Genomic DNA, 25,264 nt, shown 5'->3' on the forward strand with positions numbered 1-25,264 from the left:
GTGGTTGTGGGGCCCGCCGTATTACTTGGTAACTTGTTCAAATATTTTCCTCCTGACTCATATTGTGTATTAATGGGACGTTTAGATCATATATGGCAGTTTAAAGATATGGGCTCCGTTATGCCCTGCAAATATTACCACACCCGTTACCCGATAATAGAAGGCAAGGGATGGCGTCATATTCGTAGCATTTTCAGAGAACTCCTGGTAATACCCATGATCGTGTGGAAGGGAATACAGATTGTAAGAAAGGAAAAGATAGACCTTCTTTTTGCAGTTACTGATCGTGAAATGGAGATCGCAGCACTTTTTATACATTGGGCTACACGAAAACCATTGTACATCTATATGCCAGACCTTTATTTTGTGAGAAGCCGCAAAGCGCCAGGTTGGACAACATTGCTGCAAAGGATAACAGAGCCAATTCTTGTGAGGGTTGCAAAAAGCATATTTGTTTGCAGCAAGCCTACCTGTGAATATTATCAGTTAAAATATGGGCGACATACAGAACTGATTCAACACTCCACGGATTTTAGTGCCTATTCGCCGGAACCACCGTGCAGTAAAAAACCACAAGAATATTTTAATATTGTATTTACCGGAGAGGCAAGTGCAGCTCAGTTAGATGCAATACTCAACATGGTAAAGGTGGTTAATGAGTTTCCGGATTTAAAAGTCAAGTTTACTGTTTATTCAAACAATTCACCAAAATATTTGAAAGAATTCGGGATAAATGGTCCAAATGTGGAATGTAAACAAGCTACCCGGAAAGAAATCCCCTTGATACAGCAGTCTGCAGATATTTTATTTCTACCGCTTGCTTTCGAGTGGGATTGTCCAGAGATCATTCGTACTGCTTCTCCAAGTAAGTTGCCCGAATACCTGGTAGCAGGCCGGCCTATCCTGGTTCATGCCCCTGGATACAGTTACGTTGCGGTATATGGGCGAGAAGAAGGGTTTGCCTTAGTCGTAGATCGTCCGGATATTGAGCTGTTAAGGCAGGCTATCTTGCAGTTGAAGACTGATGGTGTTCTTTGCGAGCGTATAGTAGCTAATGCTCTCCGTGTTGCAAAACAACATCACGATGCGGCCCGGGTATCGATGCAGCTTCAACGGTATATGGGGCTGTATGATGATCAGTCGCAAAGCAATTCATTAATAGAGGTTTTATCTTAATGAAGCAGAGTTGTTCGGTAGTAATTGCAACGAGGAACAGAACAGAAGAGCTTGCTGAATGTTTGAAATCAATCCACCTGCAAACGATACCCCCGGATGAGATTATTGTGGTTGATTCAAGCGACAAACGAAGCAAACTCTATGAAAACTGCAATCCTACCGAGAAGATTCCAATAAAATATATTCATACGCTTGATCGCAGCTCGGCAAGACAACGCAATAAAGGGATAGATGTGTGCATTGGCGATATCATTTTCTTTTTCGATGACGATATTATTTTAGATAAAGACTTTATCGCAAACAGCTTGAAGGTCTATGAAGATGACAAATCTGGAGTTATTGGGTGTGTACAGGGCGTCGACTTGAATGTTACGAAGTCTTTCTTATCAGGGAAAAGACGGTTGCTATTCTATCGTTTGTTTATGCTGGATCGAAATGATAGCCTCGCAAGATTGTTACCCTCTGGGATGACTGTCCATTTAGATTATGCATCACCAGAAATCAGGCATTCTTCGAAAATAATCAGGGTCTATTGTGCACCGGGGGGAATAACGAGCTATCGAAGGGAGGCATTAGAGGAGTTCAGATTTGATGAAAACTACAATGGATATTCCCATGGGGAGGATGTAGAATTATCCCATCGAGTGTCACAAAAATATGAGATGTATTTCACTCCAGAAGCAAAGTTGTTTCATAATCAACCACCAAGCAAAATAGCATGGTATAGAACAGAGGCTTATATTCGATCCGCAATCAGCGCTCAGGTCTATATCTTTCGAAAATTATTTAAAAAGAATCCATTGAATTATATTGCAATATTATGGTCTTGGTTTGGCTTACTGATTTGGAACGGAATAGTACATCCAAACAAGAAATATTTTGTTTACTATCTGCGGTCCATGAAAAAAGAATTTTGGAACATATTTCGAAAAATCGCTTGATTTCTATCAATGTCATAGTTGTTCAAAATAACAAAACATATTAATGATTTTATAAGATTATCAGTACTCTCACAGCATGTCGCAACTGAATATTTGACAAAGGATTATCATGAACGATGAAAGAATACTGTTGGTCATGCTCCCTTTTTACCGCCTTATGGGGAGTCCTTACAAACAAACCTCTCTATTATGAAATATATAGTTACTGGTGGTGCCGGATTTATAGGGTCGCATTTAACAGAAGAATTGTTAAATATCGGTCATTCAGTTTGCGTGTACGATAATCTGTCAAGCGGTTATGAAAGCAATTTACCGATACATGAATCATTGGCTTTCATAAGAAAAAGAATACAAGACGTGAACCTCCAAGAAATTGGGAATTTAGACGGAATCTTCCATTTTGGGGCTCAGGCTTCAGTTCCGATTTCGATTGAGGAATTTTATGAAAGCAGTAATAACAATTTAGCAAGTTCCTTAAAGGTTTTCGAAATAGCAAAAAATTACGCCATACCCGTTGTTTATGCTTCCTCATCAGCTATTTATGGAAATTTGCCTATCGGAGATGACGAAAGACCGATCTATGAGATTTTATCTCCTTATGCACAAGATAAATTGGTATTAGAACAATATGCAAAATTATTTTTTGAATTATATCAAATAAGCTCTATAGGGCTCAGATTTTTTAATGTCTATGGTCCAAAACAAGATCCGGCCAATCCTTATTCCGGGGTTATTTCTGTTTTCATCGATAAGTTCTTAAATAAATTACCGGTTACCATCAATGGTGGTTATCAGACACGTGATTTTGTCTATGTTAAAGATATTGTAAAAACTTTAATTCGCTCAATGGACTTAGCTAAATCAAATAAAGTATGTGAGTTTATTAATGTTGGTACAGGATTATCTACAACTGTTGATGAATTATATCAGAAGTTGTGTAATATATTTAATTTTAAACCGGATGTAATATACAAACCCCTTCCTTTGGGTGATCCGGAAAAATCGAGTGGAATATTTAATAAACTTGATCAATTACTGCAAATCGATCAAGCAGAATTTTATTCTTTAGATTATGGGTTGAAACATACAGTTGAATACTTTAAGGATATTAATAATGAAAAAATTTGAGTGGGCTGTTATTGGTAGCGGTATAGCTGGAATAGTTGCTGCAGAAATTTTGACACGAGAAGGACATAGCACGGTACTGATAGAAAAAAATGAAAAGCTGGCCTCCGAGACAACACGCGATTTTCATGAATGGATGCACACAGGTTCACTCTATACGCTAATTCCTGATAATTTAAAGACATTAAAATTTATACTTGGGGCTGTGGACGATCTATTAGAGTATTATGGTTCGTATGGGAATATGAATTTATTACCCACCGAAAAGGGTTTAGCGATTAGCCAAAAAGAAAGACCTTGGTTTGAGAATAATAATATTCATTTTAAGTTCCGTATAAAAAATAGAAAATGGACCTTACCTTGGGTTCTTGGTGTTGCAAGAGCGGTTTTCCTTATAGGCAAAATAAAAGAACATGACTGGCTAAGGAGGCGCGCAGGTGTTGTAGATCAATTCAAGCTAAAAAAGCGTGAATTGTATTTAATAATTCGAAATCTTCTAAAGCATAGAGAGAAATTTTTTGATTGTGAAACAACAGACTTTACAATGAACTCAAGAAATATCCTTAATGATCTAATATGTCAGTCAGTTAATAATGGTCTTCAAATCTCAACTTCCAATAAATTTGTAAATTTTGAAGAAAAAGAAGGGAAAATTCTTGTTAATTGTTTAAAAAAGAAATTTGAAGTTGAAAGACTATTACTTTGTATTAGCGGCGATATCGTTAAACATTTTGATTCAAGCGTAAAGATAAGTTATGCCCCATTGGCAGTTGTGAAGAATATCCATCCTGACACAAATTCATTTGTTGAATTAGATTACTTCCCCGAAAATTGCATTAACATCATAACCAAAAGTGATGGTATTGGATTAATTGGCGGAATATCATTTTCAAATATCAACAGATGTGATTCTTACATCAAAGAGGTTATCGAAAAGCACAAAGAATATAATCCCGAGCTAAAGGTATTGCATACTTATAACGGAGTAAAAAGTGAAATTACCTTTAAGGATCAACCCAGAAATTACTTATATCATATATTAAAATTACGACAGAATATTTGGGGAATAATTCCGGGTAAGTTTGCTTTAGGGTTCAGCATTGCGCCCGAATTTTATAGACAAGTATATAAAAAGAATCCGAGAAAATATTTTAACTCTTCAAATGACAATAAATTTAATTCTCAATTAATTTCAAATACAGTTTGGTATGATACATATCATCAAAATAAATAAATGGAGGTTCTGCTGTGGGAATGATTAAGATTCCTCAAAGTGCTGTTGAATTCTTTAAACAAAACATTGATGAAATATTCTTTACTGGTAATCTTGCCGAGGGAAAGTGGAATAAAGAATTATCAAACCACGTTTCAGAATATTGCGGTGTAAAGCACGCTACGCCTACATCTTCAAACGGCAGCGGATTAGTTGCGTTGATGCTGATTTACAAGGAATATTTTAATAGATCGGAAGTGCTACTGCAATCGAATACGATGTATGGTGTAAAGACCATGGTTTATTCTGCCGGTTGTCATTTATCCGGTTTTATTGGCTGTACTTTAGATACTCTCATGCCATCTTTCGAACAAGTAAAACAAGCAGTGGAAGACTTTGTTGGTGATAAAAAAAAGATGATTATATTACTCAGTCATATAGGGGGTATAATAAACCCTGATATTGAGAGAATTGCTGAATTCTGCCGATCTGAGAATATTATTCTTCTTGAAGACTGTGCCCATAGTTACGGAGCTACAATAAATGGTAAACATTCAGGTACTTTTGGAGACGCGGGAGCTTTCAGTTTCTATGCAACCAAATCTGTTCCAGCCGGAGAGGGAGGAATTGTTATCACTAAACATGATGATATTGGGGAATACATTAAACGCTTTATTATATATGATAGATTCGAACAGAAAATGAAGATTGGTAATAATAATAGACCTTCAGAAATTCAAGCGTTGCTCATTTATGCAGTTGTAAAATGTACTGATGAAATTATTAAAAATAAAAAGGGAATAGCTGATAAGTATATTGCAGTGTGTAATGAATTATCTATTCCTTACATTAAGCAAAATGCAAAAACTTCTTTGGGCAATTATTATAAATTTATCGTTTATAATGCAAAAATACCGATAAGTGAATATTTACCTACCTTAAAAACAAAAACTTCCGGTGTATATGATTATTCATTGGGGAACTCGAAATCAATTACTACCCATCATGCTTGTTTGCCTATTTGGTATGGACAGGAAAATGAAGTAACAGAAAAAGTTATTAGTGAACTGTATGCATCAAGATTGTTAGTTGATAAGGTTTAGATTATGAAGATTGCTTATCTTTCTACTGGCGTAAGCATACATGATTATCGCTTTTTATCTAAAATGGTTGAGTATGGCCATGAGACATTTCTTATATCATATTTTGGTAACAACCTTGTTAATGTCGAGGGTGTTAAAGTTTACAAGTACAACTATTATAGAAGGCTATATGCTTTTAATCGTTATATAGCTCCTTTTTTAGGATTTCAGTTTGCAAAAATAACATGGACTTTTCAGATAGCATTTCATCTTAGAAAACTATTAAAGAATATTAAACCGGACATTTTGCACACTAATTTTATACAATATGACGGATTCTATGGTGCACTTGCAGGTTTTAAGCCGACAATCTCTATGCCATGGGGTTCTGATATTTTGATTAATCCTGAGCGATCGAAGTTTGATAATTTTGCTACAAAATTTACCTTGAAAAAGGCTGACAGAATAGTTTGTGATTGTGAGTTGGTGAAACAGAAAATTATCCAATTAAGTCATTGTTCATCCGACAAGATAACCAAGGTATTGTGTGGCGTTAACCAAAATATATTCAATAAAAATGCCTCCGGGCGTAACGTTAGAGCAAGAATGGGGTTGGAAGAAAAAACAATCTTGCTTATGAATAGGAATTTCATGCCTGTTTATGGCAATGAGTATTTTATTAAGGCGTTACCAACAATAACAAAAAAGTTTCCTAACGTATATGTGATTTTAATAGGGGATGGGCCAAATAGAGGTGATTGTATTACACAAGTCGCCAATTCAGGTATTCAAAATTTTGTACATTTTGCCGGGTCAGTTACAGAGACAGAAATGGCAGAATATCTTAATGCTGCTGATATATATGTATCAACATCCTTGAGTGACGGGTCATCGGTATCTCTTCTTGAGGCATTTGCGTGTGGTAAACCTGTTGTGGTAACAGATATACCAGCGAATCGGGAGTGGGTAGAAAATGGAATTAATGGTTTCCTTGTTCCGCCACGAGATCCGGAAACGACTGCAAAAGCTATTATAAAGTTATTAGAGAATAGTCAATTGGCGAGTTCATTCGGCGAAAGGAACCTGAAGATTGCAAAAGATAAGGCGAACTGGGACAGGGAATATGAGAGGTTAAATAATTTGTATGTTGAATTGATTGGCAAAAATAGTAAGCTTATAGGAGATTAAAATAATAGTGGCAACTGCCCCCCCAGTACTGGATCACTGCGCGAGAAAAAATTTATGGATTTTTGGAGTATGATAAAAATCTATGTAATTATATTTGGCCAAAAGCCTTCATGATTATTAGTATAGGGGAAAGATCAGCGGAAAAGGATGGTGAAGGCAGTTGAAGATTGGCTATCTATGGACAGATGGATCTAGCAGGGTGGTGGGGAATACTGCCGAAGCCGTGCACGTTCAATCAATATGTCTGGCGCTGAAAAAGCTGGGACACCAGATTTTTATCGTGTCAGGTGAACTGGAAACAACTGGTGACTCGCAGGGTACACTGTGTCCATTTCCTCTAAGTGTGATTCCATCCCCCAACCCATTGCCGGTTACTTCTTGGCTCTACCAATGGGCTAATAAGCATAAGCGTCACTCAACGTCTCGGTCAGCTCAAGGGCCTGGATCTGAAGCACCCAGGCCGGCTGTTGGCTACGTACCTACCTGGCAATTACATCCTTTGTGGAGCGATCTTGAACAGAGGATATCAGCCTTGCGCTATCAGCAACATTTCTACCATCAGGCGCATCCTTTGTTGGAGCAGGAGCGCCCCGATGCCCTCTATCAGCGCTATACGCGATATGGATTGTCTGGGATTCGGCTGGCAAGGGACCTACGGATTCCGCTGATCGTGGAAATGAACGCTTCTTTCACAGAACCACGGGAATGGTTCCGGCAGCCGAGCCCTCTTTATCCGTGGATGATTGAGCAGAGCGAGCGCTATCTTTGCCTTAATGCTACAGCGGTGGTAATAGTGTCTGCCGCGCAAACGCCTTACCTTCAAAGATTAGGGGTGTCTGAGGATCGGACTTTAGTCCTCCCCAATGCAGTGAACCTTGAACTATTCAAACCCAATAAAGAAGCAGCCTTGGCCATCCGGCAAAGGTATGGGTTGTTAGGTAAGTTTGTGGTGGGATTTATTAGTTCTATGAGGCCTTGGCACGATGTGGAGACCTTGCTGGAGGCTATCAAACTGGTAAAGCAAAGCCCGTTAGACATTTGCGCTTTGATTGTCGGTGATGGACCCGCTCGGCCCGCACTGGAGAGCAGGGTTAAAGAAATGGGGCTGGAGGGGATGGTAATTTTCGTTGGACATGTGCCCCATCCAGAGGTCTCCAGTTTCATAGAAAGCATGGATACTACGGCTGTGTTGTGTTCAGATTCTTTGGGTTCCCCTATGAAACTTTTCGAGTATCTTGCGATGTGCAAGCCGGTGATTGCATCTCGGTCCGGGCAATTGACTGAAATCATCCAGCATCGACAGAACGGCATGCTTGTAGATCCTCAGAATTCTCTGCATGTTGCCGAGGCATTATTGGAATTGGGAAACAACCCACACTTAAGGGAACGGCTGGGGAAAGCGGCGCGTCTGACCGTGGAGAGCAAGCACACCTGGGAACATAACGCTCAGGCAGTGGTTGATTTATTGGAGAGGTTTGGCGCAAAGTGAAGATAGCCTATCTTTCCCACGGATTAAGCGTGTATGACCATCGCTTTCTGGCTAAGATGGTAGAGCGAGGTCATAGGGCCTACTTGCTCTCCTGCTGGCCGGACAAAGCTAATATTGATATTCCAGGGGTTGATCACATCCATTATCGTCTTTCATTCCCCAGAGTAAAATTACTGCCAGCCATCTTGCATCTGAGGAGGACACTTAGCAAGATCAAACCCGATGTTCTTCACACCGGATTTCTCCAACACCACGGCTTCTATGGGGCCTTAAGTGGTTTCCATCCTGTCCTTTCCATGCCGTGGGGGTCTGATGTTCTGATAGTGTCTGATGCGTCCCGGTACGAGCGATTGATCGCGCAATTTACCCTGAAACGGGCTGATATGATTACCTGCGACTGCGCCCTTGTGAAGAATAAGATTGTGGCGTTGACCGGCTATCCGGAAGAAAAGATTGTAATCTTTCCCTGGGGGATAGACCTTACTATTTTCAAACCAGCGACAAAGCCTTCGGCTTTACGAGATAACCTTGGTTGGACCGGCAAAAAGGTCCTGATCATGACGCGTCAGTTCAAACCAATATATGGCATTGAGTATTTCCTCGATGCCTTGGCGGTTGTGGTAAAAGCGGAACCGGATACACGGGTGATTCTGGCGGGGGCTGGCCCTTTGGAGAGTGAGTATCGAAGACGCATAACGGAACTGGGAATGAACGGTATTGTATATTTCCCCGGATGGTTGGATGATGCCGGCACGAGTGAACATCTTAATGCCGCTGACATCTACATCACAACATCGCTTAGTGACGGCACCTCTGCTTCTATGCTTGAAGCTATGGCGTGTGGTTTGCCCGTGGTGGTGTCTGACGCTCCGTCCTACTTTGAGTGGGTACGGGATGGGGTGAACGGCTTTATTGTTCCACGCCGTAACGTGGAGCAGATTGCAACCTGCTTGATCGGGTTGCTTCAAGACAAAGATTTACAACAGGAGATGGGCACTCGCAACTTGGCTCTCGCTCGTGAACGTGCTGATTGGGAACGCAATTTCGATACATTGGAAGGTATCTACGAACGTCTTGTAACACAGCGTAGACAAGGATAGATGGTTGGAGATAAGGTAATGATGTCTAATTACGATATTGTTTGCATAGGACCACATTCCTGGTCTAATGGAATTGGCGGACAAATATGGCGGCGGCGTCATCATTTAATGACAAACCTCGCAAAAAAACATCGGGTTCTTTTTATTGAAACAGCTTATTTTTCACCTGTTCGTTTTTTGGAAAGTGTTTTTAATGTATCCGCTGTGGTTTCACCGGTGAAAAAAGTTCGTGCTAATTTATGGATATTAACATTATATAGTCCCTTACCTTTCCAGGAAACTGCTTTGAGAAGAGGGATAGAAACAATTAAGCGAATTAACGATAAAGCATGTTTGTACCAGATAAAAAAGGCGTTAAAAGACATAGGTTTTAAAAGCAACTTTTTATTATGGGCTTATTATACACCCAGGACAACTTACCTTTTAGATAATTTTAAGTCTAATTTTACTGTTTGCGATGTTTACGATAAATACACTGAGTATAGTACAACTGACGGCTGGAGCAAAGATTATATACCCGCTCAGGAAAAGATAATATTTAAAAAAAGTGACATAGTCTTTACGGCCTCTCAACCATTATTAGACTATAGTCGAAGATATAATAGTAATTGTTATTTAATACCAAACGGTGTTGACGAAATATTTTGCGCAACCGATATGAATACTACGGATGTCCCAAATGATTTAAAATCAGTTCCGTCTCCTCGGATTGGATATGTTGGAAGTATTTTTGATAAGCTGGATTATGAACTGCTTCTCAATGTCATAAAGTCGTGTGAGAATTATTCGTTTGTATTTATTGGGCCTGTTAGAATAGTGATTAATCATAAACAACGACAGTATGGCGAATTGACAAAGTTGTCTAATGCATTTTTCTTGGGTCCGAAAAGCTTAAAAGAGCTTCCTGGATACTACAAAGGGCTTGATGTGTGCATTGCTCCATATGATATATCTTTTGAGCAGTTGAACTGGGCCGATGTCTATGTTTGTAAGATGTGGGAGTACTTAGCTGTGGGCAAACCCATTGTGATTACTATAAACCGCGATATCGATCCAAGGCTTAGGCCTTCTATCGCGATAGCCAATAACTATACGGATTTTATCGGTGCCATTAATCGCGCAGTTAAAGAAGGTGGCAATATTGATAAAAAATTGAATGTCAGGCTTGCCGAAGATAACACTTGGCCAAAAAGAGTTGATGAGATGGAAAAAATAATAGCGCAGCACTTGAAGGAATAAAAAATGCTTTTGTCGATCCCATACGGTAGTGAGCTAAAATACACAAAGCTTCTAAACGGGAAAGCGAGGATCGTTTACGCTCTCTTTGGCGAAGACTATCCCGGACATCGGGTAAGATTTTACATAAATCGGCGATGTCTGGAAAGATACGCGGAAGGAGGAAACCTGAAGGTTCTCGAGATTGGGTCAAACAATGGCGCTTTCTCCTTCTGGCTCAGTAGAAACCCGCGTTTCAGGGTTGTTGGCCTTGAGAACGAAGAAAAATATGTTGTAGATTGCGAACGCATAGCGAGAAGGTTAGAACGAGAAAACATCCGTTTTATTTGCGCCGATGCTGCAAAAGAACCCATTGCGGAAGACCCTTTTGATCTAATATTTACGTCTCATGTGCTGGAACATATAAAAGACGATACTATTGTCCTCGCTAACGCGTTCCGTCTCACAAAATATGGTGGTCATCTGATCATACAGGTCCCCTATGGTAACCCGGATAAAGCGCCTTCCTGTGCTGACTTGGCAAAGGGCCACGTCAGGGAAGGATACTCAGTGGATGATATCTGCAAGAAAGTACGCACCGCTGGCTTTGAAATCATAAGCGCGGGAGGCAGTGTTGGACGGATAGGACGGTTCGCATACCGGCTCGGGATAAAACTTTTGGACCTTCACCTTTTAGTACATTTTGGCATATTGTTATTGCCACTTGTCCATTTTCTGATCTATTGCGAAGATTTGATGGCACGGGTAAGAAAACGAGATCCTTTACCGCAGAGCGGTATCCTTGTTGTGGCTCGCCGCCCTGATCATAAACGCGAAGCTTGAAAATAGAACACACACGGTTTTGTTCTTACCATAAATTATTGTGAAAAACTTTGATCTGATAGTTTATTTAGGCGGCGATTGGTTGGGCTATCATCGACGCCAAATGCTTCTTGCGCTCGCCGCCAGGATAGGAGAAGGAGGCAAGATTCTTTGTGTTGAGCGTCCTGTTTGCCCATTCACCACGCCTGTTCTGCATCCGAAGAAGTTTAGGGAATGGTTGGCTGGGAAACGGGGTATAAGGAAGGTGACAAATAATCTTTTCATTTATACGCCATATTATTTGGTTCATGATCAAATAGCTTCGCGTGTTCCGGGAATTGTTGTTGTGAATCGTGCTTTGCTTTCCAGGTTGCTAAAAAATGTTATCAGGAAGATATCTTTTGAGGAAAGAACACTTCTATCATGGATCTACAATCCTTTCCAGACTGACTACATAGGCTTAGTGGGTGAAATTGGCTACATTTATGAATGCCTTGATAATTATCCTGAACTGATGAGAGGTAGTTTCTCAAAGGTCAAGATCGAGCAAATGGAGGAAGCCTTAGTCAAAAAGGCGAAGATTGTTTTTACAACTGCTCTTAAACTTTACAATACTCAAAAAACGATGAGTCCAAACACATTTTATATACCAAATGGTGTTAATCTCTCTTTGTTTCAACATTTTTGCGAAAATGATCAAATCCCTGATGATTTGAAGTCAATCCCCGAGCCCCGTTTTGGATTTGTCGGAAGATTAGACGAGGCATTCATAGATTGTGAGCTAATCGAGACTGTAGCTGTGAGCAATCCAACTTGGTCTTTCATTTTTATTGGGCCGGTTAATACCACGCTACAAACCAAGAGATTACAATCACTGCCAAACATCTTTTTTCTTGGAATAAAGACTTATGAATTGTTGCCCCTTTATTTAAAACCCTTAGATGCTGGTCTCATTCCATTAAAAATAAACAAAATTACTGAATGTTTGAATCCGCTAAAGCTTTATGAATATATGGCTGCTGGTTGTCCTATTGTCTCTACTGACGTGCCTGAAATAAGGCCATATGCAGGTTTTGTCAGAGTAGCGCGAAGTATTGATGAGTTCACAAACGCACTCCGGTCGGTACTCAACAATGATAGCTTCCAGTTACGCCAATCTTTGCGTGAGGAAGCAAAACAACATTCTTGGGAAGTTAGAGTGAAAGAAATGATAAGGATTATACAGAATGCAATATAAGATTCTTTATCTTAATCGAACGGCAGAAATAGCTGGAGCAGAGATTAGTCTGATAGAGCTTTTACAGAATTTGGATAGAAACAAATACTCTCCTTTAGTGATTGTTCCCTCGGTTGGCCCCTTTTGCGAAAGACTTAAGACTATCCAAGTACCGTTCATGATAGAGCAATTCAAGTTTTTTAAGACCACCCAGCCACTCTCCTTTTTAAATACGGTGGCAAGGCTTATCAGGCTTATCAGAGGGGAGAACATTTCCTTAATCCACGCAAATGACTACATGGGCAACCAGTATGGCGTCATCGCTGCCAAGTTGACTAGAATTCCGATAGTTGTTCATACGCGCCTTATCCTTGGAGATCTTGCCTGCCGTAATAGCTTTATTAAGTTTGCGAACCATATTATTGCCAACTCGAATGCGACCATGTCGGCTTTACAGAAAGCCCGGGTTCCTATAGAAAAGATATCTACAGTTTGGAATTGTGTGAATACGGACGTTTTTAGATCGTTTGCTGCCAAAGATGGCCATGAGCTAAGAGAGCATCTCGGAATACCGAGAGATGCATTTTTGCTCGGAGTGATTGGAAGAATCCACTTTTCCAAGGGACATGATACCTTCATTGCTGCTATGGAGAAAATTGCAGACAAGATACCAAAAATTATGGGGCTAATTGTGGGTGAAACAAAGATTGACAAAAGTGAGGAATATTTAAAGGGTCTTCAAAAACTGGTATCCGAACATGGTCTTGAAAAACAAATACACTTTATACCTTTTCAAGAAAACATTGTCAGGGTTTACGAAGCATTGGATTTATTGGTACTTCCCTCATTGTGTGAACCATTCGGGAGAGTTATTGTTGAGGCGATGGCTATGGGAAAACCTGTTGTTGCTACCGCGGCTGGAGGTGCGTTAGAGATAGTAGAGGATGGCATAACCGGTCTTCTTGTTCCCCCAGGCAATATAGATGCTATGGCTGAAGCCATTCTCAAATTAGCCGTTTCGCCCCAATCGATGCTGCATGATATGGGGGAAATGGGTAGGATAAGAGCTGAATCTTTATTTTCACCTAAGGAACATGCGGGCAAAATTGAAGAAATCTATCAGCGCCTCCTCATTTATTAAGGAAATGGACGAATTGTCTGGAATTTTGAATAACCGGCCGATAAAGTGAAAGAGAAATTATTAACATCAATTTTTTGTAAGAATTGCGAAAAAGGCTTTTTGAAATTGGATAATGTTTTTGAGATTGACCAAAATGATGAAATTCGAAGTGGAACGGTCAAATGTACGGGATGTTTGGCCACATATAGGATCCATAAAGGAATCCTCGATCTCTTAAAGGACAAACATGTTCAACAAGCATACCAACCCAATAAGGGGCGCCGCGACTCATTAATTAGAAAAGGTGGAGGCGTGTATTCCGAGTCAGACCTTGCCCAGAGAAAGAATTTGGATGAAGGTTGGGTTTTTGATACTGCAACTAATTTTGATTATATTTTAACGAAATTAAATTTGACTGGGCGCGAAACGGTCCTTGAAGTGGGCGCTGGGACATGTTGGGCAACTCATCGCTTTGCTAAATTAGGATGTGAATGCGTGGCCCTTGATGTGTTTACCGATAATAAGTTAGAACTGGCAGATTTTTGGTTTCGAGAGCACAATGTTTACTTTGATCGAGTTCTTTCAGACATGAATAAACTGCAATTTTATAGAGGTAGTTTTGATCTCGTCTTTTTTTGCTCAACGTTATTCTGTACCCAGGATATTTTATCATCTCTCACCGATATAAACCGGATTCTAAAACCGGATGGCAGAGTTGTCCTTACTTCAGAGCCCGTCCTTGGTATCTTTCAATACAGGACAATGAATCAGTGGAAAAATCATGGTGCAGGGCGACCAAACACAATTCCAACATGGATAGATTTTGTTAAAAAAGCAGGTTTTGGAGATATACAGCTTTTCTTTCCTCAATCACTGAATGAAAAACTACTCAATCAGGAATTGATCTATAAAAAAACTTCCTGGTACTACTTTGTGGTCAAAGCGATATCTTCCATTTGGAAAATAGTACATTTCAGACAATTTGTAATGCGTCATTTTACCTACTTGTTACTGCTTTTAACGCCCGTAGCCTTACCGCTGTTGCTTGTGGCCAGGAAAAAACCAGAGAAGGCAAATCTTATTTGAGTCTTTTATGATAAATCAAAGTGTACACCGTGGTTTGAAATGGTTAGTTGATTCAGATATAAGAATAAAAGATCAGTCATCTCCTCTATTTGATTCGGTTTGCGGTTCATACAATACCAGAAATAGGAGCTACCCATTCGTATATTGCGAAATCACCGCTTACGCTATTCAATTCTTGCTTCGAGCCGCTAAATGGTTTCAGAACAAGGATTTAGTTTTGTTGGCTAAGGCGGGTGGCGATTTTTTGATGAGAACTCAACATAACGAAAGTGATTGTAACGTTTCGGGCGCAATCCCTTATGGCTTTAGTCTTCCTGACAAACAAAAGATTGAGAAATATTATAGCTTTGATTCTGCGATTTGTATGTCGGCATTAGTTGAACTGTATGAAGTTCTCGGTGATGAATCATATTTGAAGAGCGCAATCAGAATATGCACATGGTTAGAGGTCTTGCAGGAGCAAAGCGGCTTTTTCCATTTTGGACATACCAAAGATGGATATAAACCTAAACTGACGGACTGGTATGGAAGCGGCGGATGCCTTCATGCCAAGAACGCTATAGGGCTGTTGAAGTTATATAACGCCACACAGGAGCGTAGACTTGTTAATGCTGCCGAAAGAGTTCTCGAATGGGGTTTGACCCTCCAGCTTAAGAATGGGGCCTTTAGGGTTAATAAGGAGTGTAATTACATTTTCACCCACGCTTGCTGTTATGCCATTGAGGGATTATTGTACGGGTATTCAGTATTGGGGAAACCTCATTATCTACGAGCATGTATCCATGCCGCATCCTGGCTTTTGGGTTCGCAAAATTCTGATGGTTCCTTATCCCAGTATTATGGCCCAAACATTGAATGCTATTTAGCCGACATTAAATGGCCTCTTAGAAAGCTACGCAAAGTTGTAGTTCCCAGGGAGACTGGCGCCACGGCGCAAGCAATGCGGATATGGCTTGCCCTTTATCGTGAAACTGGAGATAAGGCATTTGATGCAGCAGCTCACAAAGCTGGTCAATTTATCCTAAGGATGCAATCACAAGTCATGTCAGACCCCAATTCTTTTGGCGGTTTTCATTCAAGCTGCGATTCTCTGTGGCTTTTTCATCGCCTTTCCCACTATCAATATGCTTGGACTGACATGTTTGCCTGCCACGCCTTGAATGTCTTGGATGATAAAACGAATTATCCAAATTTTAATTCTATTGTTGATGAACTTTTTTAGGATAACAACAAAATCGTTAATTTCGTTCATTAGCCTGGATGCCATTGTGATGGATCCTGTATGTTACCGAACTCAGCACAGTTACGTTTTTCTGGGATAAGTTCATAATGAAGTACGTTGTCTGTATCCGCGGTACCCGGAATACGTCCTATCAATAGTTTGGTGCGTGTAGCTAAAGATATGGATGGATTCGAACGGTATATTACGGAGGCATTAGAGGAACGGAATGAGGACTTGCTTCAATGGCGACTGGCAGTTGCCCAAGATAACTCGTGGGAGAGGCGTGCGGAAGCAGTGATAGGAATTATTGGCAACGCTCTGCAAGGCAAAAGACTTTGAAGATTTTGTTTATCCATCAGGGTTTGCAATCTTTTGTCCAGAAAGACTTGGACATCTTACGCTCTGCTCACGAGGTATGTGAAGTCTGGTTTGGGGGGCTTCGAAGTGTTCCCGCTATCTGTTCCGGCGCAAAATGGGCCGATGTTACCTTCTCATGGTTCGGAAAACTTCACGCTTTTTTTGCGGTTTTATTTTCAAAGTTATTGGGGGGGAAACCGTTGTGGTGGCAGGTGGAGATGATGTTGCCTGCGGTCCATCGGAAAGGGAGTTAGTGCTGCATGGCTAATTTTCAGCCTTTGAAAGACCGTTTCATTAAGGTACTCGAAGAAAACTTGCGGGTATTCCAAATCGGGGGGGTTTTCTTCGATTACGGCTGCGGCCGCGGAGATGTTGCAGAGCACCTAATTTGCAATCCCGTATTCACGCAGGGCTATGCCTATGATTTGGCAGTGACAGAAGAGCAGATTCAATCCGGGGGGGTCAGGGCGGGTGGTGGGCATTTGACGTATTTGCGCAGGACGGACGAACTGCCTGACAAGGCCGATCTGGCCGTCCTTCTTGACGTGATCGAGCATGTTCACGATCCGGAACGGGTGTTCCATGAGATTGCCGACCATGTCCGCAAGGATGGATGGCTCATTCTGACAATGCCTTACAATCCCCATGAATGGGGTATTGACGATGAGTTCTACGGTCATCTTCGCCGGCTCAGTCTGCGCGGTTCGATTTCCCTGTTGGAAAACAGTGGATGGAACGTTATCCGTCTCCTGGACCCCACCTTCCCAAGCTTTTGGTTCATTCGTCGGGGCTATCTGCTGCTTAGGGCCTTAACCAGTAGTAGCGTGCAACAACAGCCGGCAAAGCATATGGGCGATATCGAAAAAACCCTTAAGTCTGCACGTGACAGCGCCTGGGATTATGGTGGAATTATCCCAAGATTACTGGCCAACAGCTTGGTGCCTTGGATGCTTGTCCGCAGATTCGACATCTATTTCGAATCCTTCTTCCGAGGATTCGAGCTTTTTGTCGTATGCCAGAAACGCTCAACTTCGCGGGATTGCAGCGTATGCCTAAATGGCCACTTTACCTTTCAAAGCTTCTTCCATCGATATAACCTTCAAAAATGTACTTTTTGTGCTACGGAAAAGGTTCTCCCACGGGTTGAAGGTGACCTCCTTCCGCGCGACACAGACCACCTGCGCTCACGTCTGGCTAGACGCTTTCTGACCGCTACACAAAACTCGCGCCTGCGTAATCTCCTCGGCCTGCCGGTCAAGGAAAAAACGATAATTGTGATATCGCGCGGTGCCCAGGCCTTGCAAACACAGGTAGTCCCAGCGGATTGGCACCTGACCCAGTGTCATGGTAACGATCTGCTGAATCAGAATCGCATGCTGCGCTTCCATCCCGACGGCGCACGCTATGGTGTTGTCGCCATGATCCACTTGATCGAGCTTTTCGAGGAAGTGAGCGACGCCATCCGCATTCTCGATGACATGGTTGCCCCCGGCGGCTACGCTTATCTCGAGTTTCCTAATAGCCGTTCTATACTTAAGAAGGTGCTACGTTGGCGTTGGTTTGGTTATGACCCACCAATGCACCGCTATGTCCTGGACCCGCTCAGTTTGGCCGATCAACTGGGCATGCGCAACTACCGTTTGATCCGGGAGTCCCATTTTGCGCCAGAGTATTCGTTTTACATTTTCGCCCAAATCATCATCAATACAGTGTTTCCTTTCCAGCGGGATGCATTGTTCGATTGGCTGCTAAATAAGGAAACGTCTGGGATTAAAGGTATAATGACTTTGCTGTCGTTGCTCCTAATGCCCTTGCTATTGCCGTTATTCCTCATGTACCAACCTCTGGCAAGCCTCTTAAGACGTGGGTGCGTGACATGCCAGCTCTACAGAAAAACCGACGTCCCGAACCCGCACGCCTCCGGCATTCTGTCCACCGGAAGAGATTGAAGAATATTTGCCAGAAGAGAGTATCAATGGCATTTTCCATCATCCTTATGAACCTGTTAATATCTATTGCAGAGGAGTTTTGAAATGTGGATACATAGGATTATGAATTTTATAATTTACTGGTATGACGAAGTCCATGCTGACACCAGACTTAGGTCGATTTTCTACATTATTCCAACTCTTTTTTTACTAATGTTGATTGCCCTTATGATACTTCCCATCGGGATACCGGTCATTGGTCATGTCAGTAGTTATTGGTGGGCAGATGCTGTAAACCAAAAGTTTGTGGGTCAAGTCAATAAATGGTTTTGGTTAAGGAAATCTTTGTTGACCATTGCTTTCCTGCTACTCTTGGCAGCAGGGATATTTCTGTGGCGAAAGCTACTTAGTTCCAAGACGTCCACAATTGTTGCCTTAGCTGCGGCGTACTTAACATTTGTTGGAACGCCGATTTTCACCCAATACTTAATAATGGGTGATTGGCATACCCTTGGCGCAGAGGCTTTGCGGTCTCCGTGGGGAGGAAGTCCAAGTTATATGAACATTGCGAGTCGAATTGACAGTGTGTCAAACTATCTTGCACATATAACCGACTATGTCGGTGTTGACGGGCAGCTGCTAGGGCCAATGATGAGTAAAGCTCCAGCCTTTGTACTCACGTATTACGGCTTTGACCAGGCAGGTCTTTGGGCTGCAAGCGCGCTTGGGCTGAAATCTACACTTGAAGAGCGAAGCGTGGTGGTGGCAGTGAGCTTCCTGCTCGTTACAGGTTTGTGTATTTTCCCCTTGTACTTTGTAATTAAACAAATTATGTCAAGAACCGCTGCGTTAATTGGGGTAATGATATTTTCGCTGAACCCTATGGTGTCGGCGGGCTTTACGTTTTCCATGGCGTGGAATTATCAACTCATGATACCAATAACAGCCCTGGTAATAATGTTTCTATTCTACGGACTGGATCGACAATCCTGGCTGTGGACTTCGGCCGCTTTGTTGATAGCAATTGTTAGTACACTTTTTAACTGGGTGTCGTTGGCACTGCTCGTCTTCTGTATACTCTTCATGGTTGTTCGATTTTATTGGCTGACAGACACAGCCAACCGAAAAATGGCAAGGCAGGCCGTCAATGTGGCTATCGGCTTGTTTGTCATCAGCGTGGTTGCGATCTTCGTCATCCGTTTTGCTACCGGGCTCAACATGGTCATATTCTTCTGGGAAAAGTTTGTCATAAAGTATGTTGTCTGGATGTGGACAACGGTTATGTGTGATATGGGCGGTACGAAGTTTCTAATATCACTGCCGACAAACGTGTTGGAGTTTTTTTTCTGGGTTGGCATTCCAATTTCCCTGCAGTTTCTGCTTGCCCTGACACGGTCAGTTAAACCTGCGAAGCAATCTGATATGAAACTATTCCCCGGTCGCCTGCTTGTAGTGCTGCTTGTATTCTATATTTTGCTTTTAGATGTAAGTGGCATTTCGCTTGAAACTCAAAGATTGTGGGCATTTCTTGCGCCGATATTTATAATTGGCGGTCTGTATGAATTAGAATCTATCCAGCAAGAAAAGGAAATGGTTTCGGCGGGGCTGATTCTATTTGGGTTACAGGGTCTCCAGGTTCTTGTTTGCAAGAGCGTGTTTTTCTGGTAATAAGGTTATAAAAGGCAGGTGTGGAAACAGAACCTTTACAACAGCGTAGAAAAATTATTATGCTTCAAACTCCACGCAGGATTGACACTAAACCGAGGTTGTTGATCCGTTTTGTCGCGTACAACACTGAAAATACGATCAGCGACGTGCTTACAAAAATAACCTAACAACTGTTTGATGAATATTCAATCAAGCTATTGTGATTTAATAGCACTCGACCATAAAAAAGCGCGAAGCTTGCGGATACTTTTTGTTCATCAAGGTCTTCAATCTTTTGTCCAAAAGGACCTGGAAATCTTACGCTCTGCGTATGAAGTCCGTGAAGTTTGGTTTAGGGGGCTTCGAAGTGTCCACGCTATCTGGTCCGCTACACAGTGGGCTGATGTTACGTTCTCATGGTTTGGCAAATTACATGCTTTTTTTGCTGTTTTATTTTCAAAATTATTGGGGAAAAAGGCCGTTGTGGTGGCAGGCGGTGATGATGTTGTATATCTACCAAAGCTTAAGTATGGTTTGTTTTGTTATTGGTGGAAGAAATGGTGTCCTTTGTTTGTTTTTAAGTACGCTGATCTTGTTCTTCCCGTATCGAGGTACAATGAACAAGAAACCATAAAGAATGCAAAGGTAGATCATCAGAAGATCAGGATATTGTACCATGGATTTGACTCGAATGATTTTCAGAATCTGTCCAGCATTGGAACTGAGCGGGTTGCCATCACAGTTGGAGGAGTAGACTGGGAGCGTGTGCAGCGCAAAGGGTATGAGAGGTTTGTTCGAAGTGCAAAGTATCTTCTTGATGTACAATTCATTTTAATAGGGAAGTGGCACGATGACGCCATTGATTATCTTCGTAATATTGCCTCTGAGAATGTTGTTTTTACCGGCCAGGTTAGCGATGAGGAATTAATGAGATGGTTGTCGTTGGCTAAGGTTTATGTACAGGTTTCGCTTCATGAGGCATTTGGCTGTTCGCTGGCAGAGGCAATGCTCTGTGAATGCATTCCTGTCGTGTCAAGAACTGCCGCAATCCCTGAAGTAGTGGGTGACACAGGCTTCTATGTTGATGATGTAACCCCTCAAAACCTTGCCAGCAAAATCAAATATGCAATGACGTTGCCCGACGATTATGGAAAAAAAGCAAGACAGAGAATTATAGAGGAATTTCCTCTTTACAGGAGAAGACAGCAAATATTGGAAGCTATGAAGGCAATGTCGGCTCAAGATACCGAGGCAAGTTCATAGCGTAAGCTTACATTTAAGACAATGGCATACTTTCTATTCTGGTTATTATTAGGGGTTGTAGCATACGTGTATTTTGGTTATCCGATATTGCTTACTATCTTAACCAAATGGATGCCTACAATCAGCTCAGCTCAGCCAAACCATTTCCGTCTCAATAATGAATATCTTGTTGATTAACCACTATGCCGGGTCACCCCGTTACGGCATGGAATACCGACCCTACTACCTTGCCAGAGAATGGGTACGGCTTGGGCATAAGGTGACGATAACAGCAGCTTCATTTTCTCATATCCGTACAAATCAGCCAGTACTTTCGCGCGGTCTGACCGAAGAAGTGATTGACGGAATTCATTATGTGTGGCTCAAAACACCTGAGTATCATGGTAATGGTGTTGGCCGTGTCCTCAACATAGGAGTCTTTGTTGGACAACTTTATAGGTTTTCCAGCCAGATTATAGAGATGAGCCAGCCAGATGCCGTGGTTGCATCATCGCCTCATCCCTTTATTATTTTTCCTGCTTACTATCTACGGAAAAAGGCAAGGGCTAAATTAGTTTTCGAGGTACGTGATTTATGGCCACTCTCACTGGTAGAGCTTGTGGGGATATCAAAGAGGCATCCGTTCATCATGGCAATGCAGCGTACGGAAGATTTTGCTTATCGTGCAGCGGATAAAGTTGTTTCAGTTTTGCCGGGCACAGAGGAACACATGAAGATCCACGGTTTGGTCGATGGGAAGTTTGCATATATCCCGAATGGAATCGACATAACTGGATGGGGAAAAGGGATTAATGAGCTTCCAGAAATGCATAAACAGGCACTGGATGTTCTCAGAAGTGAGCGAAAATTCATCGTGGGGTATACAGGTGAGCACGGTATTGGTAATGCTCTCAATTCACTTGTTGAAGCCTCTAATCTACTGAGGCAAGAGAATGTTGCGTTTGTTCTTGTTGGAAAAGGAATTAAAAAGGCTTACCTTCAGTCCAAGGTGTCTCGAATGGAATTGCAGTCTGTCACATTCCTTCCGGATATTCCCAAATCGGCGATCCCCTCCCTCCTTGATATGTTTGATGTATGTTTTATAGGATGGCAGAACAAGCCCATATATCGGTTTGGAGTAAGTCCTAATAAGCTTATGGACTATATGATGGCGGCAAAACCAGTTATTCATTCAACTGGTGCTGTTAATGATGTTGTTGCCGAAAGTGGATGCGGTTTATCTTGTTCGCCAGAGGACCCTGGTATGATTGCTAATGCGGTTATTCAGTTGATGTCGTTATCCGAGGAAGATCGTAGGGATATGGGGTTGCGGGGCAGAGAGTATGTTTTGCAAAATCATGACTACAGGACGTTTGCTAAGAAATATTTGGATATAATTGGGTGAAACAACGATTGGGGCAATAAAGGAGTTTTATGATATCATCGCTGGAAAACTACTGGACCGCGATTAGCGGCTATTTCAATTCAAAAAATAATGTTTTTCTTTTCTGAAAAGGCCAGGCTTCCGTACGGATGGGCACAAAGATGGCAACAAAAAGGCAAGAACTCTCTCAATTATATCTGGGAATTGCCCTGGTATAGCCCAAACCATCTTGCCCATATCCCCTTGCCGTTAGCAGCTTCCGGAACTTTATTTTGGTAAGAAATTAAAGCTGAGTTATCGGGATTCCCTGATTATCACCGCTGCAACGAACAACCGTTGCTCAGTTTTATATACGGAAGAATTACAGGATGGGCTGGTCATCGAAAACAGCATGCAGGTCATAAACCCCTTTAAATGAACAAGTGCACTGTCCCGGTTCCTAACCTTATGAACCCTATAAACTTTTCCATTGTTGTTAATTGCTTAATAATATCAATCACATTACCTATGCCTGAGCTCCTGCATACCCCCAAAAAATGGGGGTCACCACACATGAAACAACATCGAAGTAAATTTGCCCGCAACCCTCTCAGTAATCTCGAACGACCGTGGGGAGCGGGCGAGAGGAAAAATTAAGTTCGAATTTTATAGAGCTAAAATAAACTCAAAGAGGACGAAATGAAAAACTTTGTTTTACTGGGTGCGGCTGGATTCGTTGCACCACGCCACATGCGGGCAATAAAAGATACGGGTAACAAACTTGTTGCTGCAATGGATAAGCATGATGCGGTTGGAGTCATCGATAACTATTTCCCTGAATCTGCTTTTTTTGTCGAGTTTGAGCGTCTTGACAGACATGTCGAAAAGCTGAGGCGCATGGGAGAAGAGAAAAAGGTTCATTATGTTAGTATAGCTTCTCCGAATTATCTTCATGATGCACATATTCGCTTTGCGCTCCGGGTAGGTGCTGACGCCATCTGCGAAAAGCCCCTTGTTCTAAACCCATGGAATATTGATGCACTGAAAGAAATTGAGAAAGAATCAGGCAAGAAGGTTAATACAGTTCTTCAGCTACGCCACCACCCTTCCATCATAGCCCTCAAGCAGAAAGTTGATGCCGTTGCACTTAGCCATTTGTCTTTAGCCTCAAACGCCCCTCGCCCAAAATATGACATTGACCTCACCTATATCACCTCCCGCGGCCGTTGGTATCTTGTGTCCTGGAAAGGCGATTTAGCAAAATCCGGTGGGTTGGCTACAAACATAGGCGTCCATTTCTTCGACATGCTCCAGTGGATATTCGGGGATGTTCAATCAAATATCGTACATATTTCAGAACCCATGAAAGCCGCAGGATTCCTTGAATTGCAGAAGGCAAGAATAAGATGGTTTTTGTCAATAGACAGCAATGATCTTCCCGTTTCCGCAAGGGATGCGGGCAAACCAACATATCGTTCAATAACAATTGACCAGGAAGAATTAGAATTCTCTGAAGGCTTTGCAGACCTCCATACAGTTACTTACCAAGAAATCCTGAAGGGTAATGGTTTTGGTCTGGATGATGTAAAACCTTCAATCGAAATCGCACATGAGATACGGAATGCAAAGCCAGTAGGACTTAAGGGAGAGTATCACCCGTTTTTGAAAGCCGTGGCTGGTGGATAGTGGCTGGTGGATAGTGAAGAAATGAAAGATTTTAAAGAATTAGAGGTTTGGCAGAAAAGCGTGGATTTTGTATTAAATATTTATGAGACTTCGAAAAGCTTTCCCCATGAAGAAATGTTCAGCCTGACCAACCAGATGAGGAGATCGGCAGTATCAATACCGTCCAATATTTCAGAGGGATTCTCAAGAAACAGCACTAAAGAATTCATACAGTTTCTCTATATAGCGCTTGGCTCATCAGCAGAATTAGAAACACAAATTTTAATCTCACATAAATTAGGATATCTCATTGATCCAACTAAACTGATCGATAACCTCACAACAATTAAGAAGATGCTGAATGCCCTCGTTTCATCATTAAAAGGAAAAATAAAACAGTCATGATTGACCAACCACCAGCCACCAGCCACCAGCCACTATATTTCGTTCATGAAAGCAGCTTCATTGATCCCGATGTCGAAATAGGAGAAGGCACGAAGATCTGGCATTTCAGCCACATTCTGAGCGGAGCGAAAATTGGCAATAACTGCATTATTGGCCAAAACGTTTGTATAGAACGGGATGTTATCATAGGAAATAGATGTAAGATTCAAAACAACGTTTCAGTATATAAAGGTGTGACACTTAAAGATGAGGTTTTTTGTGGTCCTTCATGTGTGTTCACAAATGTCTATAACCCGCGTGCATTCATTGAACGAAAGACAGAGTTCCGGCCAACATTAGTGAAAAGAGGCGCCACTATCGGTGCCAACGCAACAATACTCTGTGGTGCCACTATAGGACGGTACGCCATGATCGGTGCTGGAGCACTCGTCAGATCTGATGTTCCCGATTACGCTATCTTCGTCGGCGTCCCTGCAAAGCAGGTAGGGTGGGCATGCAAGTGTGGAATGACAATAAAGACGGGCAAGGGGCAATGGGCAATGGGCAAGGCTTCTTCGGACCCCTTAGTCTGTAGCTATTGTGGTAATCAGTATTGTATTGACGGTGATAGCCTAACCCCAATAATTGAAAAATAGAAAGCAAGCGGTAGATAATAGACAAAG

21 protein-coding genes are annotated in these 25,264 nt (G+C 41.9%); all 21 read left to right on the top strand.

The window, feature by feature from the left end; genetic code table 11:
• Positions 1 to 72 precede the first annotated feature (72 nt).
• Positions 73 to 1,176 carry a hypothetical protein gene (locus tag NTX75_03840; protein MCX5815359.1) on the top strand — a complete coding sequence of 368 codons (1,104 nt, stop codon included), beginning with the start codon at positions 73 to 75 and terminating at the stop codon, positions 1,174 to 1,176.
• Positions 1,176 to 2,117 carry a glycosyltransferase gene (locus tag NTX75_03845; protein MCX5815360.1) on the top strand — a complete coding sequence of 314 codons (942 nt, stop codon included), beginning with the start codon at positions 1,176 to 1,178 and terminating at the stop codon, positions 2,115 to 2,117. Before NTX75_03840 ends, NTX75_03845 begins: the two co-directional genes overlap by 1 nt.
• Positions 2,118 to 2,306: 189 nt before the next feature.
• Complete coding sequence (locus NTX75_03850) at positions 2,307 to 3,245, top strand: NAD-dependent epimerase/dehydratase family protein (protein ID MCX5815361.1); 939 nt, start codon at positions 2,307 to 2,309, stop codon at positions 3,243 to 3,245.
• Positions 3,232 to 4,476, top strand: coding sequence for an NAD(P)/FAD-dependent oxidoreductase (locus NTX75_03855; protein ID MCX5815362.1), 1,245 nt, complete (start codon positions 3,232 to 3,234; stop codon positions 4,474 to 4,476). The genes NTX75_03850 and NTX75_03855 overlap by 14 nt, the downstream gene beginning before the upstream one ends.
• 20 nt (positions 4,477 to 4,496) lie before the next feature.
• Positions 4,497 to 5,558: a DegT/DnrJ/EryC1/StrS family aminotransferase gene (locus NTX75_03860; protein MCX5815363.1), complete on the top strand. Its 1,062-nt coding sequence runs from the start codon at positions 4,497 to 4,499 to the stop codon at positions 5,556 to 5,558.
• Positions 5,559 to 5,561: 3 nt separating this feature from the next.
• Positions 5,562 to 6,725, top strand: coding sequence for a glycosyltransferase family 4 protein (locus tag NTX75_03865; protein ID MCX5815364.1), 1,164 nt, complete (start codon positions 5,562 to 5,564; stop codon positions 6,723 to 6,725).
• Positions 6,726 to 6,885: 160 nt separating this feature from the next.
• Positions 6,886 to 8,214, top strand: coding sequence for a glycosyltransferase family 4 protein (locus NTX75_03870; GenBank protein ID MCX5815365.1), 1,329 nt, complete (start codon positions 6,886 to 6,888; stop codon positions 8,212 to 8,214).
• Entirely contained in the window at positions 8,211 to 9,314 is a 1,104-nt protein-coding gene (locus NTX75_03875; protein ID MCX5815366.1) for a glycosyltransferase family 4 protein, read from the top strand. The genes NTX75_03870 and NTX75_03875 overlap by 4 nt, the downstream gene beginning before the upstream one ends.
• Complete coding sequence (locus NTX75_03880) at positions 9,315 to 10,553, top strand: hypothetical protein (protein MCX5815367.1); 1,239 nt, start codon at positions 9,315 to 9,317, stop codon at positions 10,551 to 10,553.
• A gap of 3 nt (positions 10,554 to 10,556) precedes the next feature.
• Positions 10,557 to 11,372: a class I SAM-dependent methyltransferase gene (locus NTX75_03885; GenBank protein ID MCX5815368.1), complete on the top strand. Its 816-nt coding sequence runs from the start codon at positions 10,557 to 10,559 to the stop codon at positions 11,370 to 11,372.
• 40 nt (positions 11,373 to 11,412) lie between these two features.
• Entirely contained in the window at positions 11,413 to 12,588 is a 1,176-nt protein-coding gene (locus NTX75_03890) for a glycosyltransferase (protein ID MCX5815369.1), read from the top strand.
• Positions 12,578 to 13,708, top strand: coding sequence for a glycosyltransferase family 4 protein (locus NTX75_03895; protein ID MCX5815370.1), 1,131 nt, complete (start codon positions 12,578 to 12,580; stop codon positions 13,706 to 13,708). Before NTX75_03890 ends, NTX75_03895 begins: the two co-directional genes overlap by 11 nt.
• A 45-nt stretch (positions 13,709 to 13,753) precedes the next feature.
• Positions 13,754 to 14,773, top strand: coding sequence for a class I SAM-dependent methyltransferase (locus NTX75_03900; protein MCX5815371.1), 1,020 nt, complete (start codon positions 13,754 to 13,756; stop codon positions 14,771 to 14,773).
• A 7-nt stretch (positions 14,774 to 14,780) separates the two neighbouring features.
• Complete coding sequence (locus tag NTX75_03905; protein MCX5815372.1) at positions 14,781 to 15,995, top strand: hypothetical protein; 1,215 nt, start codon at positions 14,781 to 14,783, stop codon at positions 15,993 to 15,995.
• A gap of 617 nt (positions 15,996 to 16,612) precedes the next feature.
• Positions 16,613 to 18,301, top strand: a complete 1,689-nt coding sequence (locus NTX75_03910; protein ID MCX5815373.1) for a methyltransferase domain-containing protein — start codon at positions 16,613 to 16,615, stop codon at positions 18,299 to 18,301.
• Between the two features lie 102 nt (positions 18,302 to 18,403).
• Positions 18,404 to 19,948, top strand: coding sequence for a hypothetical protein (locus tag NTX75_03915; protein ID MCX5815374.1), 1,545 nt, complete (start codon positions 18,404 to 18,406; stop codon positions 19,946 to 19,948).
• A gap of 177 nt (positions 19,949 to 20,125) precedes the next feature.
• On the top strand, positions 20,126 to 21,190 hold the full coding sequence (locus NTX75_03920; GenBank protein ID MCX5815375.1) for a glycosyltransferase family 4 protein: 1,065 nt from the start codon (positions 20,126 to 20,128) through the stop codon (positions 21,188 to 21,190).
• Positions 21,191 to 21,395: 205 nt separating this feature from the next.
• The gene (locus NTX75_03925) at positions 21,396 to 22,574 is read left to right on the top strand and encodes a glycosyltransferase family 4 protein (GenBank protein ID MCX5815376.1); all 1,179 of its coding nucleotides are present in this window, start codon (positions 21,396 to 21,398) and stop codon (positions 22,572 to 22,574) included.
• Positions 22,575 to 23,231: 657 nt separating this feature from the next.
• On the top strand, positions 23,232 to 24,218 hold the full coding sequence (locus NTX75_03930; protein MCX5815377.1) for a Gfo/Idh/MocA family oxidoreductase: 987 nt from the start codon (positions 23,232 to 23,234) through the stop codon (positions 24,216 to 24,218).
• Between the two features lie 21 nt (positions 24,219 to 24,239).
• Positions 24,240 to 24,602, top strand: a complete 363-nt coding sequence (locus tag NTX75_03935) for a four helix bundle protein (GenBank protein ID MCX5815378.1) — start codon at positions 24,240 to 24,242, stop codon at positions 24,600 to 24,602.
• Positions 24,599 to 25,237 (top strand): DapH/DapD/GlmU-related protein, encoded by a 639-nt coding sequence (locus tag NTX75_03940; GenBank protein ID MCX5815379.1) that lies wholly within the window; start codon positions 24,599 to 24,601, stop codon positions 25,235 to 25,237. The genes NTX75_03935 and NTX75_03940 overlap by 4 nt, the downstream gene beginning before the upstream one ends.
• The last annotated feature ends 27 nt before the right edge of the window (positions 25,238 to 25,264 follow it).

This window comes from Pseudomonadota bacterium, assembly GCA_026388315.1.
Classification (GTDB): domain Bacteria; phylum Desulfobacterota; class Syntrophorhabdia; order Syntrophorhabdales; family Syntrophorhabdaceae; genus MWEV01.